Origin of the sequence: Chitinophaga sp. RCC_12, assembly GCF_041360695.1 — a bacterium.
Classification (GTDB): Bacteria; Bacteroidota; Bacteroidia; order Chitinophagales; family Chitinophagaceae; genus Chitinophaga.
In genome coordinates this window covers 1-14,577 of record NZ_JBFUPS010000003.1, presented here as the reverse complement: position 1 = coordinate 14,577, position 14,577 = coordinate 1, and the positions used below count along the sequence as shown (strand labels likewise).

The window sequence follows — 14,577 nt, the reverse complement described above, 5'->3', positions numbered from 1 at the left end:
TAATTAAATATCGGAGGTTTGTTGCTTTAAAAGAAGTCGCAAAATTAAGGCGAATATTAAGAATTACAAACAAATTACTAATTACACGCCGGAATTGCGGATAAAAGGGAAGATTTCATCAAGATCTTCTGAAATCCTCCCTTTTACCCGCCCTTCTTTATTTACTGTTTGTATTTTTTACTTTAAGATTCTTCGAGGCGCTGGATAGATTGTATTCCATCGAGCGTTTTAAGCCTGTCCACGAGCTCGTCCAGTTCTTCCTTATCGTGAACATATACTTTGATCAAACCCTCAAATAAGCCTTCTTTTGACTCAATACTGAGGGCGGAGATATTAATCTTCAGTTCACCGGAAATAATGTTGGTGATTTTGTGGATCACCCCTACATCATCCATCCCGATAATGCGCAAGCCTGTCAGGAAAGAAATTTCACGGTTCTTCACCCATTTGGTTTTTACCACGCGGTGGCCATAATTAGCCAACAGCTGTGCGGCATTGGGGCAGTTGGTACGGTGTATCTTCAACCCTTCGCTGGCAGTGATAAAGCCAAATACGTCATCTCCCGGGATCGGGCGGCAGCAGTTCGCCAGTTTGTAGGCGATTTTATCCGAGCTTTCACCGAAAATGATCAGTTCTGCATCTTTTTTGGATGGCAGCTGGTGTTTTACATGTTCTTCCGGTACGTGTTCCGGTACTTTCACCGGTTTTGGGGGTTCCAGTTTATCGCCCAGTACAGAAAACTGTTTAAGTTCTTTCAGATCAATGTTGCGGACCGCCACCTGGTAATATAAATCCAGCGGGGACGGTTGTTTATAGAACTGTACCAGTTCATTGATATTATGCTGGCTGAAAGAAATATTCATGTGCGACAGCTTACGCTCCAGTGCGGCCTTTCCGTCCATCGCCACTTTCCGCTTTTCTTCCTTCAGCGCATCCTTGATCTTGGATTTGGCTTTGGCAGTGAGCACAAAGTTCAGCCAGTCTTCCGAAGGCTTCTGTTTATTGGAGGTAATGATTTCCACCTGGTCTCCGCTGCGCAATTTATGGCTCAGGGGCACCAGTTTGTAATTCACTTTGGCGCCGATACATTTGTTTCCCACCGCACTGTGAATAGAGTATGCAAAATCAAGCGCAGTGGAGTTTACCGGCAATATTTTCAGATCCCCTTTGGGGGTATACACATAAATTTCTTCTGTGAACAGGTTACTCTTAAAGTCGGCGAGGAAGTCGAGCGTATTGGAATCGGGGTTGTTCAGGATTTCCCGGATCTGGGTGAACCACTGATCAAATTTAGATTCCTGCTGGGCGGAGGCATTGCTGCCTTCCTTGTACCGCCAGTGTGCGGCCACCCCTTTTTCCGCATAGTCGTTCATGCGTTTGGAGCGGATCTGCACTTCCACCCATTTACCGCTGGGGCCCATTACGGTTACGTGCAACGCCTCATACCCGTTGGATTTGGGGTTGCTGAGCCAGTCGCGGGTCCTTTCGGGGCTTGGGTGATAAAAGTCGGTAATAATGGAATACACCTTCCAGCAATCTGCTTTTTCCTTATCTATCGCGGAATCCAGGATGATACGGATGGCAAAAAGGTCATATACTTCTTCAAAGGCAACGCCTTTTGTTTTGATCTTGTTATGGATGGAATGAATGGATTTCGGGCGGCCATAAATCTCGAATTCAAATCCTTCCTCCTGCAGCACCTCTTTGATTGGCTTGATAAACTCGTTGATATAGCGGGTGCGTTCGCGTTTGGTTTCTTTGAGACGCTTGGCTATCTCACGGTAAGTTTGCTGCTCCGTGTACTTCATGGCCAGGTCTTCCATTTCGGATTTGATATTGTATAACCCGAGACGGTGGGCCAGCGGCGCATAAATAAACACGGTTTCAGAAGCTATTTTCAGCTGCTTTTCGCGGCTCATGCTGTCGAGCGTACGCATATTGTGCAGCCTGTCTGCCAGCTTGATCAGGATCACCCTGGGGTCATCTGCCAGCGTCAGTAATATTTTCTTGAAGTTTTCTGCCTGTGCGGTGCTGGTACTGGAGTCTATTACGGTAGATATTTTTGTGAGACCATCTACAATGTGAGCGATCTCATTCCCGAACTCGCGGGACACATCTTCCAGTGTTACTTCGGTATCTTCCACGGTATCGTGGAGCAGGGCACATATGGCGGAGCGTACGCCAAGGCCTATTTCTTCCACGCAGATCTGTGCTACGGCCAGCGGATGCAAGATATAAGGCTCCCCGGATTTACGCCGCATTTCCTTGTGTGCATCTGCTGCCATTTCAAAAGCAGTACGTACCAGCTCCCTGTCGCCTTTTTTCAAACGGGGCTTCAACGCCCTCAATAAAGCACGGTAATGCCGAACGATTTCCTTCTTTTCCTGCTCTTCGTCTAAATTATATTTTTGTACAACCACTGTTTCCATTGCAATAAAGTTACGATTTAATATAATCTGAAAGAAAAAACAGGGTGCTGCAAAAAAACACCCACCCTTTGCCGGGGATAAACCGGAAAGGGTGGGCAGGTTGATTATCAGGCGGGAAAAAAAATGTTATCAGTGAAGAGGTACGGTGATCTTTACCGGCAGGATGTCTTCCGGCACATTTAAGCGGAGGCCAACGTTGTAAACGGTTTCCAGCTCTATGCGCGGCACCAGCCGGAGCAGCCTGCGTACGCGGCCGATAAATACGTCCATACTACGACTGGCATAAAAGTCTTCTTTTCCCCAAACCCGCAGCAATACTTCATCCTTTTGGACAATGATATTGGGCCGGCTGAGGAAATAACGCAGCATTTTTGCCTCGATGGGAGAAATTTTGCCTTTGGCCAGTTTGCTGCTGGTTTCGAAGATCTTGAGTTTGCGGTAATGGAAGGTGTAATTAGCCACTGTGTGTCCTACCAGCAACTCTGTTCGGTTGGGACGGGTCCACTTCAGCATCACCTTCATTCTTTTTACCAGCTCCTCAAAGCTGAATGGCTTTACGAGGTAGCCATCCCCTCCGAGCTGGAATCCGCTGATGCGGTCTGCTTCGTCGGTCTTTTCTCCTGTCAGGAAAAAGATCGGCGTCAGCATGGTCACATTCCGGATTTCCTTCGCCAGTTCAAATCCGCTCATTTTCGGAAGAACGATGTCGATAAGACAGATATCGTATTTGGACCTTGAGTAAAGGTTCCAGGCATCTACGCCGTCGAAGCAATGCTCCACACTGTAGCCGGCCTGCTCCAGGTGCTGTTTGACGATACCGCCGAATGCCTTGTCATCGTCAACAAGCAAGACTTTTGGATTTCTGTTCATATAGCTACCATTTGTGATCAGTTCGACTATAAAACAAAAAAGAGATGTCCGCGGGTAAGCGTCCATCTCTTTTTTTTATTTATCAACACTAATTCACATTAATTCACATTACAATCACAGCTTTTCCACAGCCGGTATTTTAATAGCTATAGCATGCTGAAATCCTTTATCACGGATAGATGCAGGGATCTGCACTTCCACTCCTGCTGCCGTAGTTTTCCACACCAGCTTATTATTGACGCCCAGCACCTGTAAACGGGCGCCTTTAACCGGCGTTAATCCTTTAAATGAAATTACTGCGGGCAGTTTCTCATTTTGATCCAGGAGATAGATCGCATATACGCTGCCGTCTTTTTTACGGGTGAAACACACCTTCCCGTCTTTGTAAGGCGCCACTGCACGGGTGCCGTAAATAGCGTCCCCGTTGATATGGATCCACTCGCCAATATGCTTCATGGTAGTATAAGCATCGTTATGCAGCTCGCCATCAGGGCCAGGCGCCACATTCAGCAGGTAATTACCGCCTTTGGCCACAATGTCCACCAGGTTGTGGATCAGTACATTCACAGACTTGTATTTATCATCCGGCACATAAGACCAGGAGCTGCCCATGGTCATACAGGTTTCCCACGGATAGCTGAGCGGCTTGTCGGGGATCTGCTGTTCAGGGGTACGGTAATTTTCGTACGGGCCATGCACACTGCGATCCACTACAATCAGGCCGGGCTGATGGCTGCGGGCCATGGTGGCAATTTTGCCCATGTCTATATCCTGGTCCTGCGGAGCTGTTTGGCTCCAGGAAAGCGATTCCTTGGTTTGCTGCTTCAGCGGGCGCACCCAGCCGCCATCCAGCCAGAGGATATCCAGTTTACCGTAGCCGGTCATCAGTTCTTCAATCTGGTTATAGGTGTATTGCTTGAACTGGTTCCATCTTTCCGGATATTTCTTCAGGTCATAATTCGGATTACGGTCCTTTGGCGGGAAGTAGCTCCACCAGTAGTATTCGGTGTGCCAGTCGGGCTTGGAAAAGTAAGCCCCTGCGTGAATACCTTCCTCACGGAAAGCCTGGAATACTTCCTTCGCCAGGTTGGCGCGGGGGTTCTTGCTGAAAGCACCGTCGGCAGCGGTTATTTTATAATCGGTTTGTTTGGTATCAAACATACAGAAGCCATCGTGGTGCTTGGTGGTAAACACCAGGTACTTCATCCCTGCGTCCTTCGCGGCTTTCGCCCATTTCTCGGGGTTGAAGTGAACGGGGTTAAAGGTTTTCCCTAATGCCTCGTACTTTTTCAGGTAATCGTAATAAGGAATCCCTGCCGGCTTACGCTGTGTCCAGCCTTCATCTTCCGGGCAAATGCTCCAGGATTCCACCACGCCCCATTGGGAATAAGGTCCCCAGTGCATGATCATCCCAAATTTCCAGTCCTGCCACTCATCCAGCTTCTTCACCACCGCCTGGTCTGTTTCAGGTACATAAGGCGGTTCTTCATTCTGTGCGTGCAAACTATTAAAGCCCAGCAACGCAAATCCCAATAAAACCAGGTATTTCTTTTTCATTGTCAGTTTTTATAAGACGATACTAATGTAGTTACTTTCAAAGCCTGGTGGATAAGTTCGGGCAATTGCCCTGTCCGCAACCGGATGGTCCGGGTTTCTCCCGGCAACAAATCAAAGTAATTATCTTCAAAATGATCGGTTGCAGTGGCATTGTCCAGCGACAGGTAAACATTCCTCGCCAGCTTATCCGTTTTCAGGCGGATATAAACAACGCCGTTATCTTTGGCCACCTTGCTGGTTACCACGTCCAGGTGCGGCACTTCCAGGTTCATATCTTTCGCAGGAGCAAAGTAAAAGATATTCCGCTCCATATCCTTACTGTCTATTCGCAGTTGCGCATAGAATATTACCCTTGCCGGGTTATTTCCCTGTAAAATAGCGGCGGTATCTATGCTGTGCAGTTTTTCGCTGGTATTTCCTTTTACAGCGATATCCTTTAATTCCTTTTGCCAGATCACCTTGCCATTCAGGTCCACGGCTTTCATCAATAAATCAGCTTTGCCTTCGTATTCGTCTGTTACGAGGTAGGTACACAGCTGCCCGTTTTCAATGACGCTGGATACCAGTCGCGGCTTGAACGCATCTTTTACATAATACTGCAATGCTTTCCAGCGGCCATCGTAATCCCTGCCCGACCAGGAAGCTCCCGGCCAGCAATCATTCAACTGCCAGTACAGGGTGCCCATGCAATAAGGCATAGCCCTGCGATGGGCTTCTATGGCTACTTTCATGCCCTCCGCCTGCAGCACCTGGCTGAGGTAAACAAAAGAGGGAAAGTCTTTCGGCTCGCGGTAGTAATGCAACATATACGTTTTGATCGCCGTATTTCCTTTCGCAGGACTTTTCTGGTGGGCCTGCATTACATTGGAGAAAATATCGTAATCTTCTTTCGCAGCAAATGTGCGGATCGTTTCCATAGATGGGAAGGACTGGAAACCATATTCACTCATGAAGCGTGGTATATGTGTATTGAATGCTTCAAACCACTCCATGCCATGCCATACGCCCCAATAGTGATTGTCTCCTTTGGTAAAATCTTCCGGCTTGCCCCAGTTGCTGATGGGTGAAGAATGAAAATAAAAAGCGCCCGGCTGATAAGCGGCTACCTGTTGTGGCAGCACTTCTTTAAACAGTTTATCATACCCCTGCTGCAAACTTTCCCACTGCGTATTCGTATAGGCGTAACCGCTTTGCCAGCCCCAGTTTTTGATAGCTACGGCCACTTCGTTATTGCCGCACCATAGCGCCAGCGAAGGGTGATTACGCAAACGTTTAATATTATCGGCTGCTTCCTGCTTCACATTTTCCAGGAACGCCTGATCGGAAGGATAAAGGGTACAGGCAAACATAAAGTCCTGCCAAACCAGTATCCCGTGCTGATCTGTCAGTTTATAAAAATTATCATCTTCATAAATACCTCCGCCCCATACGCGTACCATATTGAAGTTGGAGCTTACCATATCCTGAAACAGTTTTTCCTGTTTTTCCTTGGTTACACGCGGCAGAAAATTATCCTGGGGAATATAGTTGGCGCCTTTCATAAACACCGGGCGGCCGTTTACTTTTACATAAAACGACTCTCCAAGGCTGTCCGGTTTATTCACTACTTCGATGGTGCGTAAACCCACCCTGGCGCTTTGCGCAGCCAGTACTTTTTTATTACTAAGCAGATTTGCCTGCAACTCGTAAAGGAACGGCGTGCCTATACCGGCAGGCCACCACAGCACCGGTTTGGGTATGGAGAAAGGTACTTTTATTACATTGATCCCCGGCTGCAGACTTACCGGTAACTTCGCCAGTTCCCGCATAGTTTTCCCAGGCAGCACCTGCAAGGTATAATCGCCCGCGGCAGCGGCTTCAATGGTTATTTCCGCCTGCATGTCTGCCTTCGCGGAATCCAGCTGCAACTGTCGCCAGTACACATCGCGGATCACCGCTTTATTCCAGCTCCGCAATACAATGGGGCGGTAGATCCCGGAGGTAACTAACCGTGGCCCCCAATCCCAGCCATAGTGATATGGCGCTTTACGTGCATAAATACTTAACGGAATATCGCTGGCATCATTACCGGCGGGATAGATGATGCTGTCCTGCAAAAATTTAGGCATGTCTGTTTTGATGGGACTTTTAAACAGGATGCGCAGTTCATTGTCACCCGCTACCAGCCATTCTTTTACACTTACCGTATGCGAAACAAACATGTTGGCTGACTGCAGTATTAAATGATTATTGAGATATACATCTGCATAGGTATCCAAACCTTTAAACTCCAGTTCTATCACCTCCGCATTCAGCTCCTGCTTTTTGATATGCCATCTTTTCCGGTATTGCCAGTCTTTCTTATCTACCCACTGCACGGCCTTTTCATTGGTTCCCACAAAAGGGTCGGGGATTAAATGCTGTGCCAGCAAATCGGTGTGAACCGTGCCCGGTACGGTAGCCGGCCGCCAGATGCCTTCATCGGCGCGGGAAAATTCCCAACCGGTGAGCATAGGGTTATTTTGTGCTATTCCATTGGTAAACAGGGTAAAAAACAGTCCCACTGTTAACAGTAAATATTTCATGTCCTATTTTTTCAGAAGAACCAAAAATAGCACTGATTTACGATCTTTGGGAGATGAAAAGTATCTGGCAACAAATATTGAGGTATCTGTATATAGGCAAGAAGGATCCCAATGCACCAAAAACACGTTACGTGGCTATGATGCATGGGATGAACAGAATTTCACTGTTACTTTTTATCATCGCTATTATTATCATGGTGATCAAGCTGATCAGGCGGCACTAAGCGATCGCATATTCGTAGATCACTTCTGCTGCGCGGCGGGAAGCATCCTTTTCTCCCAGCTTATGCCACAATTCTGCATAGTCTTTCATGACGCGGCTTCTGGCAGCTTCATCATTCAGCAGTGCATTTAATTCCTTCAACAGGTTTTCTTCTGTGAGGTCGTGCTGAATTAATTCTTTCACTACCAGTTTGTCCATCACCAGGTTTACCAGGGAGATATATTTTACTTTGATGAGATGTTTGGCGAAGAAGTAGGAAATAGGATTTCCTTTATAGCATACTACTTCCGGCACACCGAACAAAGCTGTTTCCAGCGTGGCGGTTCCGGAAGTTACCAGTGCGGCTTTTGCCTGGCGCAATAACTTATAGGTTTGTCCTTTTACCATGGACACGTTGGGATGCTGACCGGTGAGGCTTTCCAGGAAATGATCGTCCAGGCTGGGGGCTTGTGCCACTACAAACTGGTATTGCGGGAAGTGCTTTGCCATGGTGAGCATGATCGGCAGTTTTACGCTGACTTCCTGTTTACGGCTGCCCGGCAATACAGCGATCACGGGTTTATCTGATAACGGCGCATCTGCGGGTTGTTCCCTGGCGGCTTTAATTACTTCCACCAGCGGATGTCCTACGTATTCCGTTACATAATTCCATTTATTGTAAAAGTCAGGTTCAAATGGGAGGATGCACAGCATTTTATCTACATACTGCCTGAGTTTTTTTACCCTGTTCTCTTTCCAGGCCCATACCTGCGGGGATATATAATACACTATTTTAAATCCCTGTTGTTTGCCCCATTCGGCGATGCGCATGTTAAACCCGGGATAATCTACCAGTACCAGCACATCTGGTTTAAAGGCCGCGATATCTTTTTTACAAAGTTCTATATTCTTTAAAATGGTGCGCAGGTTCATCACCACTTCCACAAAACCCATGAAGGCCAGTTCTTTGTAATGCTTTACCACATGGGCGCCGGCGGCTTCCATCAGGTCGCCTCCCCAGCTACGTATATCCGCAGACGTATCTAATTGCCGTAATTGTTTTACAAGATTGCTGCCATGCAAATCACCTGACGCTTCTCCTGCAATAATGTAATATTTCAATATTCTTCGATTAAAAATTATCTGATCAGTTTGAGTAACAATATGCCGATAGCATACAGCATGGTCATCAGGAAAATACCTTTGGCAGTAATATCCAGCCGTTTTCTTGTATACAGGAAAAATACCAGTCCGTTTAATAACAGGCAGATGCTGGTGAGCTTTGGTATCATCTGTTTATTATCTTTCAGAATACCGAGAAACTGTCCCAGTCCCACGTTATTATGCGGTTTGATGACAAAAAAGTAATACAGGAAAAACGCAAGCAGGGGTGTTAAAAACCCCAGTAAAATTCCTAACGGAAGATTGTCTTTTTTTAACATACTGTAATTATGATGGCGATATAACGAATGTTTACAGGTCTTTCCAATCTTCTTCCAGCTTCTTTTTCAATGAATAGTTCGTCAGGTCAAACTGCACCGGTACCATAGAGGCGTAATTATTTTCCAGTGCCCACACATCTGTATCCTGTCCGGTATCGCGGTTTTTAAATTCTCCTGTCAGCCAGTAGTATTTTTTACCGTGCGGGTCGCGGCGTTCATCAAATTCTTCCACCCATTTCGCGTCTGCCTGCCGGCTGATCTTCAGTCCTTTGAAATCCTTTTCACTCACTATCGGGATGTTCACATTGAACAGGGTGCCTGGCGGCAGATCAGATTCCAGCATTCTTTTGGTGACACTGTGCGCTACTTTTTTGGGCAGCGAGAAATCAGCGTCATAGCTGTATTCCAGGAAGGAGAAGCCTACGGAAGGAATGCCTTCAATGGCCGCTTCCATTGCGGCAGACATCGTACCGGAATAAATTACGTTGATAGAGTGATTGGCGCCGTGGTTGATGCCGCTCACGCAGATGTCCGGTTTGCCATGCAGAATTTTATCGCGGGCCAGCTTTACACAGTCGACCGGCGTGCCGGAGCATTGCCACGCCTCTATTCCTTCAAAGATATCCACCTTTTCCAAACGCAAAGGAACACCGATGGTAATGGCGTGTCCTTTACCCGACTGCGGACTATCCGGCGCTACCACCACCACTTTGCCCAAGGGCTTCACTGCTTCTATCAGCGCCCGGATGCCCGGCGCCGTGATGCCGTCATCGTTTGTTACCAGTATAACCCGCTCTTGTTTTGCCATAATTCACCTTTTTTCTTTGCTCAACAAATTTAAGCTCTCTGCCAAACATTTCGCTTTAAAAGAATGTGAAATATATGGATATTTCTACAGATCGGATTTTAATATTTTCCTGAAAACCAGGTAGATGCCCAATGCGATATAGGCTATCATGGCCGTTACATACACATACGCTTCATACTGATCGCCGGTGGATACCATTTTGCCCACCAGTGGAAACGGCAGCAGCTCGTCGCCGCTCTGGAGCGGCAGCAGGCCGCCAACAGGGCCAGCATTTCTTTTAACAATAAAAGACAACAGCTGATCCAGCATCATATTATACGCCACAAAAAGTACGATAGCCAGTCCCGCCCGTTTCACCAACACGCTTATCAGCAGGGCGATGGTCAGCATCACATTAAATTGCAGGAAGTAATACAGCATGTAGTGGTATCCATCCAGGCCGAAGGGCTTGTTGCCATAAATGATTCCCACCAGGGCGCCGCTGATGGTAGCCACCATTAGTGTGAGTAGGGAGATAGCCACCAGCCAGAATAATTTTGCGTATACAAACTGGCTTCTTTCCCAGCCGTCGATTACGTTCTGGCGGTTGGTACGATACGTATATTCATTGGTTACCAGGATGATCAGGAGCAGTCCGAATAATGCGGAGATATAGCTGTTGAGCGAAGCCATGGTTAACCATACTTCCGGGAAGCTGAAGGGATTGCCAAGCATTTTGCTTATCTGTTCCAGGTTTCCGCTGAGTTTGTCGGCCACCATGAAATTGCCGGCGGGGATAATCACCAGTGCCAGCAGCAGCATTACCCAAAAGGTGCGGTAGTTCCTTACTTTGAGCCATTCGGTATAGATGATCTGTTTCATGATGCGGCGATGTTAGTGATTTCCAGGAATGCAGTTTCGAGACTTTTCTTGCGGAGTTGCAGGTAGCTGAGCCAGATGCCCTGTTGGGCGCAGTAGCTGTTAATAGCTGCGGCATCGGGGGATTCAGCGAAGGAAGCCCTGACAATGTTGCCTTGTATGATGGCGCCGGTGCAACCCGGGAACCGGAGCATGGTGGCCTGCAGCTGCGCGTTATCGGCAGCCGCCAGTTCCACGAAATCGTTCCGGCTGATGACAGTGTTCACTGGTCCTGACAGCAATAACTTCCCGCTTCTCAAAATAGCCACGTGTGTGCATACCTTTTCCACTTCATCGAGCAGGTGACTGGCGAGGATAATGGTTTTGCCGCTATCTGCCAGTTTACGCACCAGTTCGCGCACTTCCGCGATACCGGAGGGATCGAGGCCGTTGGTAGGCTCATCCAGGATGAGTACATCGGGATCACCGAGTAAAACGGCCGCAATGGCCAGCCGTTGTTTCATGCCGAGTGAATACGTTTTAAAGGCCGAGTGCTGGCGGAGTGTAAGGCCGCAGATCTCCAGTACCCTGGCGATGTCGTCTTTCCCGCGCTGTTTGATAGCAGCGGAGATTTCCAGGTTTTTATAGGCGCTGAGATAGTGATAGAAGTTGGGCGTTTCCAGCAACGTTCCTATTTGCCGGCGTTCTGCGGCGGAAGGCGCTTTATCAAAAAGGGTGAAGCTGCCGGTATCTGCTTTGAGCACATCAGTAACAATGCCCAGCAGGGTTGTTTTGCCGCTGCCGTTTGGGCCCAGTACGCCGAACACGCTACCAGCCGGCACATCGAAGGACACACCGGACAATGCCTGCACCGTTCCGTATCGTTTGGAAATGTTTTGTAAGGATAGAATTGGCACGGGAGTAAGTCTAAAAGATGAAAATAAAAAGGGAAATGCAGCGAATGATCTTATGGCTAATCTTCACTACATTTCCCATACATTAAAATAACAGTTTCTAATTTCGTACGGGTTTGCCCGTTTTAATCACGCTTTGTAAGCGTTCCAGCGTTTTGCGTTCACCGCATAAACTCAGGAAGGCTTCCCTTTCGAGATCCAGCAGGTATTGTTCGCTTACAAAAGAGGCTTCTGTAAGATCGCCGCCGCACATCACATAAGCGAGTTTATTTGCAACTTTCTGATCATGTTCTGAAATATAATTCCCAAACTTCATGGCGTATACGCCTGCCAGTAAGGCTCCCAGTGCGCCGCGACCCATCACTTTGATATCTGTTCTTTCCACGGGGCGGGTATAGCCTTCGTCGGCCAGTGCAATTACGCTGCGTTTGGCATCGGCAATAAGGCGACTGAGGTTCATGGTAATTTCATCGTGTCCTTTCTTTAGCACGCCCATATCAAATCCTTCAAAACCGGAGGTGGCTACTTTAGCGGTGGCTACGGTCATGAAGTAATCTTTCAGGGGTTCTTCCTCGATGCGGCCTTCCTTGTATTCCAGGCTGGCGCGAAGCGCCATTTCCTTGGTACCGCCGCCGCCGGGGATGAGGCCTACGCCCAGTTCCACCAGGCCGATATACGTTTCGGCTGCCGCCTGTACTTTATCGGCGTGCAGGCACATTTCGCAGCCACCACCTAAGGTGAGGGCATGTGGGGCCACCACTACGGGTACCGATGAATAGCGCAGGCGCATGGTGCTGCGCTGGAAGAGGCGTACTGCCATGTCCAGCTCATCAAACTCCTGCTCTGCCGCGAGCATGAAGATCATACCCACGTTGGCGCCAGCAGAGAAGTTGGTGCCTTCGTTGCCTACTACCAATCCGCGGAAGTCTTTTTCGGCGCGGTCTATAGCCTTATTCAACCCTTCCAGCACTTCCCCGCCGATGGTATTCATTTTTGTTTTCCAGTCGAAACAAACCACGCCATCGCCGATATCAATCAGGTTGCAGGCGCTGTTTTTCCAGACTACATTATTGGAGAAGTTTTCCAGGATGATGAATTGTCCTTCTCCCGGTAATGGTTTGTAGGTTTGGGTAGCTACGTCGTAATATAATTTCTTGCCGTTGTCTACTTTGTAGAAGCTGGTGATACCTTTCGCCAGCATATCTTTTACCCATTGGGCAACGGTGAGTCCTTTTTCTTCGATGAGTTTTACGGATGCTTCCACGCCGAGCAGGTCCCAGGTTTCGAAGGGGCCGATTTCCCAGCCGAAGCCGGCTTTCATGGCGTCGTCTACTTTGTATAGGTCGTCTGCTATTTCGGGAATGCGGTGCGACACATAGGAGAACAGGAATGCGTGGAACTGTTTGTAGAAGTCGCCGGCCTTGTCGGAAGCTCCTGCCAGCGCTTTTATGCGTTGTTTCAGGTCTTCGATGGGTTTGGCTGCGTCGATACTGGAAAACTTAGCTCTTTGCTTTGGTCCGTATTCCATTGACTGGAGGTTCAGCGTAAGGATTTCCTTGCTGCCGCCGTCTCCTTTGGTTTTCTTGTAGAAACCCTGCCCTGTTTTATCGCCCAGCCAGTTGTTTTCCACTACTTTCTGGAGGAAGGGAGGTATTTTAAAGATGCCGATGGCTTCATCCTGCGGGCAGTTTTCCATAACACCTTTGGCTACTCTCACCAGGGTGTCTATCCCTACCACATCGGCGGTACGGAAGGTAGCTGATTTAGGGCGGCCGATGACCGGGCCGGTGAGTGCATCAATTTCGTCTATCCCAAGGCCCATTTCCTGCATGATGTGAAAGATGGCCATGATAGAGAACACGCCTACCCTGTTGGCAATAAATGCCGGGGTATCTTTACACAGTACGGTTGTTTTGCCGAGGAAAAGATCGCCGTAGTGCATGAGAAAATCTATGACAGCGGGATCGGTATGTGGTGTTGGAATTATTTCGAGTAAACGGAGATAGCGGGGTGGGTTAAAGAAGTGGGTACCGCAGAAGTGTTTCTGAAAATCTTCGCTACGGCCTTCCGTCATGAGGTGGATCGGGATGCCGGAGGTGTTGGAAGTGATGAGGGTACCGGGTTTCCGGAACTGCTCCACCTGGGTAAACACGCTTTTCTTCACATCCAGGTTTTCCACTACTACTTCAATGATCCAGTCAACATCCGCGAGGCGTTTCATATCATCGGTGAAGTTGCCTGTTTTAATGCGTTTGATCACATCTTTGGTAAAAACGGGCGACGGGTTGGATTTTATGGCGGCCTGCAGGGCATCATTCACGATCCGGTTCTTCACAGCGGGATTATCCAGTGGCAGGTTCTTTTTCTTTTCTGCCTCGTTCAGTTCCTTTGGCGCTATGTCCAGCAGTAAAACCTGTACGCCTATTCCTGCAAAATGGCAGGCAATCCTTGATCCCATTACCCCCGAGCCTAAAACGGCTACTTTGTTGATGTGTCTCATTGCTTTGGCTTTTGGCTGTCAGCTTTTTATTCATTACGCGGAGCTTCCAGCATTTGTAACTTAAATTTACCGATCCTTGAATTTAGCATTTTTTGGAGTTCCATCATCAGGGGGCACGCGATTTCTGTAAAATTTGCGGATCAGAGCGTATTTTGTCTTTCTCAGGATTAAACTTATTACACTGATTACGCTGATTTGATCACTTTTGATTTTAAAAGATTCGGGGAGATATAAGCGAAAATTTGCGGATTGGAGCGTAGTTTGTCTTTCTCAGGATTAAACTTATTACACTGATTACGCTGATTTGATCACTTTTGATTTAAAAGATTCGGGGAGATATAAGCGAAAATTTGCGGATTGGAGCGTAGTTTGTCTTTCTCAGGATTAAACTTATTACACTGATTACGCTGATTTGATCACTTTTGATTTTAAAAGATTCGGGGAGATATAAGCG

11 protein-coding genes are annotated in these 14,577 nt (G+C 47.8%); 1 reads left to right on the top strand and 10 read right to left on the bottom strand.

Features of this window, described 5'->3' with window-relative positions; translation table 11 throughout:
- Positions 1-182: 182 nt before the first annotated feature.
- The 4 genes from AB6805_RS09830 to AB6805_RS09815 form a co-directional block, all read right to left on the bottom strand.
- Complete coding sequence (locus AB6805_RS09830) at positions 183-2,429, bottom strand: bifunctional (p)ppGpp synthetase/guanosine-3',5'-bis(diphosphate) 3'-pyrophosphohydrolase (RefSeq protein WP_370909259.1); 2,247 nt, start codon at positions 2,427-2,429, stop codon at positions 183-185.
- 129 nt (positions 2,430-2,558) lie between these two features.
- Complete coding sequence (locus AB6805_RS09825) at positions 2,559-3,299, bottom strand: response regulator transcription factor (RefSeq protein WP_370909258.1); 741 nt, start codon at positions 3,297-3,299, stop codon at positions 2,559-2,561.
- A gap of 114 nt (positions 3,300-3,413) precedes the next feature.
- On the bottom strand, positions 3,414-4,856 hold the full coding sequence (locus AB6805_RS09820) for an alpha-L-fucosidase (protein ID WP_370909257.1): 1,443 nt from the start codon (positions 4,854-4,856) through the stop codon (positions 3,414-3,416).
- Between the two features lie 2 nt (positions 4,857-4,858).
- Positions 4,859-7,420 (bottom strand): glycoside hydrolase family 2 protein, encoded by a 2,562-nt coding sequence (locus tag AB6805_RS09815; RefSeq protein WP_370909256.1) that lies wholly within the window; start codon positions 7,418-7,420, stop codon positions 4,859-4,861.
- Positions 7,421-7,473: 53 nt separating this feature from the next.
- Between AB6805_RS09815 and AB6805_RS09810 the strand changes: the two genes are divergently transcribed.
- Positions 7,474-7,644 (top strand): DUF6728 family protein, encoded by a 171-nt coding sequence (locus tag AB6805_RS09810; RefSeq protein ID WP_370909255.1) that lies wholly within the window; start codon positions 7,474-7,476, stop codon positions 7,642-7,644.
- Here the strand turns inward: AB6805_RS09810 and lpxB are convergent.
- The 6 genes from lpxB to AB6805_RS09780 form a co-directional block, all read right to left on the bottom strand.
- On the bottom strand, positions 7,641-8,744 hold the full coding sequence (gene lpxB, locus AB6805_RS09805; RefSeq protein WP_370909254.1) for a lipid-A-disaccharide synthase: 1,104 nt from the start codon (positions 8,742-8,744) through the stop codon (positions 7,641-7,643). The genes AB6805_RS09810 and lpxB overlap by 4 nt on opposite strands.
- 17 nt (positions 8,745-8,761) lie before the next feature.
- On the bottom strand, positions 8,762-9,064 hold the full coding sequence (locus AB6805_RS09800) for a hypothetical protein (RefSeq protein ID WP_370909253.1): 303 nt from the start codon (positions 9,062-9,064) through the stop codon (positions 8,762-8,764).
- 31 nt (positions 9,065-9,095) lie between these two features.
- Positions 9,096-9,872, bottom strand: a complete 777-nt coding sequence (gene surE, locus AB6805_RS09795; RefSeq protein WP_370909252.1) for a 5'/3'-nucleotidase SurE — start codon at positions 9,870-9,872, stop codon at positions 9,096-9,098.
- An 84-nt stretch (positions 9,873-9,956) separates the two neighbouring features.
- Complete coding sequence (locus tag AB6805_RS09790) at positions 9,957-10,733, bottom strand: ABC transporter permease (RefSeq protein ID WP_370909251.1); 777 nt, start codon at positions 10,731-10,733, stop codon at positions 9,957-9,959.
- A complete protein-coding gene (locus AB6805_RS09785) occupies positions 10,730-11,626 on the bottom strand; it encodes an ABC transporter ATP-binding protein (protein ID WP_370909250.1) in 897 nt (298 codons plus the stop codon). The genes AB6805_RS09790 and AB6805_RS09785 overlap by 4 nt, the downstream gene beginning before the upstream one ends.
- A gap of 97 nt (positions 11,627-11,723) precedes the next feature.
- Complete coding sequence (locus AB6805_RS09780; protein ID WP_370909249.1) at positions 11,724-14,123, bottom strand: 3-hydroxyacyl-CoA dehydrogenase/enoyl-CoA hydratase family protein; 2,400 nt, start codon at positions 14,121-14,123, stop codon at positions 11,724-11,726.
- Between the last annotated feature and the right edge of the window lie 454 nt (positions 14,124-14,577).

What these genes read in the sequence shown, in the direction of transcription:
- AB6805_RS09830 (WP_370909259.1), bottom strand. Translation starts at nt 2,429, where the DNA reads ATGGAAACAGTGGTTGTACAAAAATATAATTTAGACGAAGAGCAGGAA.
- AB6805_RS09825 (WP_370909258.1), bottom strand. Translation starts at nt 3,299, where the DNA reads ATGAACAGAAATCCAAAAGTCTTGCTTGTTGACGATGACAAGGCATTC.
- AB6805_RS09820 (WP_370909257.1), bottom strand. Translation starts at nt 4,856, where the DNA reads ATGAAAAAGAAATACCTGGTTTTATTGGGATTTGCGTTGCTGGGCTTT.
- AB6805_RS09815 (WP_370909256.1), bottom strand. Translation starts at nt 7,420, where the DNA reads ATGAAATATTTACTGTTAACAGTGGGACTGTTTTTTACCCTGTTTACC.
- AB6805_RS09810 (WP_370909255.1), top strand. Translation starts at nt 7,474, where the DNA reads ATGAAAAGTATCTGGCAACAAATATTGAGGTATCTGTATATAGGCAAG.
- AB6805_RS09800 (WP_370909253.1), bottom strand. Translation starts at nt 9,064, where the DNA reads ATGTTAAAAAAAGACAATCTTCCGTTAGGAATTTTACTGGGGTTTTTA.
- surE (WP_370909252.1), bottom strand. Translation starts at nt 9,872, where the DNA reads ATGGCAAAACAAGAGCGGGTTATACTGGTAACAAACGATGACGGCATC.
- AB6805_RS09790 (WP_370909251.1), bottom strand. Translation starts at nt 10,733, where the DNA reads ATGAAACAGATCATCTATACCGAATGGCTCAAAGTAAGGAACTACCGC.
- AB6805_RS09780 (WP_370909249.1), bottom strand. Translation starts at nt 14,123, where the DNA reads ATGAGACACATCAACAAAGTAGCCGTTTTAGGCTCGGGGGTAATGGGA.